This is a genomic window from Zunongwangia sp. L-65, assembly GCF_056859415.1.
The window spans coordinates 1-3057 of sequence record NZ_JBSXOK010000021.1 but is presented as its reverse complement, the minus strand read 5'-3'; the positions used below and the strand labels follow the sequence as shown (position 1 = coordinate 3057).

The following is a 3057-nucleotide window of genomic DNA, read 5'->3' as shown; positions in this document are numbered from 1 at the left end:
GTCCGGTTAGATCAAAATGGGTGATTAATAATTCTGGTAATAATATCTTGAGTAGGTCTATATATGGATCCAATGCTTCCTGTTTAGAAAACAAAAATCTAATTAATATTTCAATTCACACACAACTTTTGAGAATGATCCAGGATAAAGCCAAAATCGTACCCAGAATCGTACCCAGATCGTGCATAGTATTTCTATGGCCATAACTTTACATTTCGTATAAAATACAGAATACTATGAGTAGATTTTTATTCATTTTCTGGATTGTTATATTTGATAGGTGAAGCGAAAAATCAGGAGGAGCGTATTGCTGCATTAAACTTAATGGATTCTGTAGATGCTTTTGAAAATCATTATAGAAAAGTAATGAAGCTTAGACGTGAAGTTTTTAATCCGGTTTCTATGGCACTCATCGAAACGGCACAAAGCATAGATGAATTTTTTAGAATATAATACGAGTAAAAATGAGTGGTAAATGAAATTAGAATTTGAAAAGTGGGTTGAAAATCAAAAATTTTCAAATAGTTCAAACACTTTGTTTGAAGAGGCATTTCAGTCATTTAAAGGAGGGGCTTATAAAGCATCTTTGTTATTTTCATATCTAGGATTTTTAAATGTCATTAAACAAAGAATACTGGCTTCTGATGTTCCAGAGGGATTTAAAGAAGAGAAGTATGAAAAAATCAAAAATGGATTAAGGGATAATGAGAATTGGGATTCTAATGTATTTGATTGTCTGAAACGTAATACTGGATTAATATTTGTTTTGTCAGAATCCATTAAGAGAGAACTTTTCTATTGGAGGGATAGAAGGAATGATTGTGCACATTTTAAAAACGAAAAAATAGAATATTATCATACTGAAAGTTTTTGGAGTTTCTTGCAGTCTAATCTCGATAAATTTAATGTAAAGGGGAGTCAGGAAAAGCTAATCTTAGATTTTCAAGATTTTTTTGATGAATCGCTTACCTCTTCTAGGGAGAGCATCGAGCCCTTAATAAAACAAATTTATAACTCTATTCCGGTTCAAGAATTGCCGGTTTTTTTTCAAAGAATTAAAGATGAATTTATTGGAGTATATATTGATAATTTAACTTTTCAGTCAGTTTATATCTTTTCCGAGATATTGAAAAAAGGATCATCTGAATTAAAATTGGAATTGAATAATTATTTAAAGTCTCTCGATAATGAATTTTTGTATGAATTACTATCAACTTTTCCAGAAATAGTTCAAATTATAGATTTTAAAGAAAAGTTTTATAGGTGGCTATGGTATGAAAAAATAAATAAGAGTATGAATGATTATAATCTTTATACTTCAATTTTAAGTAAAGGAATTATTTCATCCGAAGATTTGGTTGAAAGCCACATGAGAATTGCTGAGAGAAGTAAAAAATTAGATCCATTTGAAAGAAATTTTATTGATCTACAGCGATCGGGATATTATGAGTACTTGGAGGGGAAAATCTTCCCAGAGGATGGATTTTTTAATTTTAATGAACCTAATAGCTATAAATCCGCTATAATTCATTGTCTGAAATATAGACAATTAACTAATAGGAAAGTAAAGTCCTTGTTATGCACTTTCGATAATCGTTATTATCCGATTCAATTATATGATTCCTTAATCTTTCTTTTAAATAACAATCCTGTTTTAAAACAGAAAATTCAAATAACAATAGATAATGAAGGTTATAAAGTTCCAGACGCGTTGAGTGAAGTCTTCAATGATCCCAGAGGACAGAAAAATTAGTATACCTAAAATCGTACCTAGATTTTTTATCAAATAAAAAAAATGTGGTGTGAAATATTGATAATCACTAAATATTGAGGGCTAAAAACAGGGTTATAGTACTTAAAATCCAATGAACAGCAACTTTCGTAAGGGTTTAAGTCCCGCTCCTTAAATAATAGCTTTTTTTATGTTTTTTGATTTTTAGTTACTTATCTAGATTTATAATTAGTTTCTGGAATAAATTTGAAGCTAAAAATGGATTATTTGATTTAATCATTTCTTAATCCTCTAAGGAAGTCATATTATAAAATATGCTCGTTTTGTCAATTCGACTTAAATTAGCTACGATTAAGAATAATATTTACCCACAAATCTCAAAAAACTTTTCTATTAAAATTTCATTTATACAACGTTTTTAAATATTGCAATATTTCAGGGGATTGTTCTGGGCTTACTTATTTTAAAGTCTTCCTTATTCAATAGTAATTCAAATAAATATCTGGCATATTTGATATTTACACTTTCAATTATTTTATTGAATCATGTTTTTGAAATCGAAAAAGCATCTAGTTCCTATCCTATTCTGCGCTTTATTGAGCACATCGAGTGGGTATTTCTGATACCTGCTTTCCTATTCCTGATTGTAATAAACAGGATTGATGATACTGTGAAAAGTAGACAAAAAGGATATTTGTGTTTTATTCCATTTGCCTATTCTGCTATCCTTAATATTACATACGATCTTGATCGTGTGGCAGGAATTTATACCATTCCTGAGCCCGGCATTGATCTAATCGAAATACTTGGTTTGATTCATCTTATTTTAGCCATTATTTTTATTCCATTCCTGCCACTTTACTCTTATTTTCTGATCAGATATTTAAAAAAATCAGAGGAAAAAAAGTGGATAATTACTTTATTGACAATTGTTTCTACATTGTTATTTGCTTGGCTTATGACCTGCCTAGCCGGCTTATTTTTTCAATATGATATTTCTTCTACTATGAATGTATTAGCGATAGCTGCTACCTTGATAGTTCATTGGACAGCCTACATAGGTATTTACAAATACAAACTGGCCAAAAACAAAGATGCAATCCATAATTTTCTGAATAAAGATTTAGCTCTTTCGTATACCAATAAGTAATTTGTAGAAAATAGTGAGCCAGAAGTAGATAGGGGTATGCACCCCACCAAGTACATCTAGGAAGTTAATCTGAATATACTTATAACAGAATTTAGCGGTGAAGATCTATTAGGTATTCTTTAGTTTTTTATAATTCTGTGGATACAGATCCCGGAGGTTTTTATGATTGATAGTG

General features: G+C 29.8%; 3 protein-coding genes. All 3 read left to right on the top strand.

Annotated elements, in window-relative coordinates; genetic code table 11:
- Positions 1-264: 264 nt before the first annotated feature.
- The 3 genes from AC13DP_RS00880 to AC13DP_RS00870 all read left to right on the top strand — a co-directional run bounded on the left by AC13DP_RS00880 (position 265) and on the right by AC13DP_RS00870 (position 2882).
- Positions 265-453 carry a hypothetical protein gene (locus AC13DP_RS00880; protein ID WP_483067152.1) on the top strand — a complete coding sequence of 63 codons (189 nt, stop codon included), beginning with the start codon at positions 265-267 and terminating at the stop codon, positions 451-453.
- Between the two features lie 22 nt (positions 454-475).
- On the top strand, positions 476-1753 hold the full coding sequence (locus tag AC13DP_RS00875) for a hypothetical protein (RefSeq protein ID WP_483067151.1): 1278 nt from the start codon (positions 476-478) through the stop codon (positions 1751-1753).
- A gap of 490 nt (positions 1754-2243) precedes the next feature.
- A complete protein-coding gene (locus tag AC13DP_RS00870; protein WP_483067150.1) occupies positions 2244-2882 on the top strand; it encodes a hypothetical protein in 639 nt (212 codons plus the stop codon).
- Positions 2883-3057: the final 175 nt, after the last annotated feature.

Bases quoted from the DNA above. Each gene is read 5' to 3' on its own strand.
- AC13DP_RS00875 (WP_483067151.1), top strand. From the start codon at position 476: ATGAAATTAGAATTTGAAAAGTGGGTTGAAAATCAAAAATTTTCAAAT.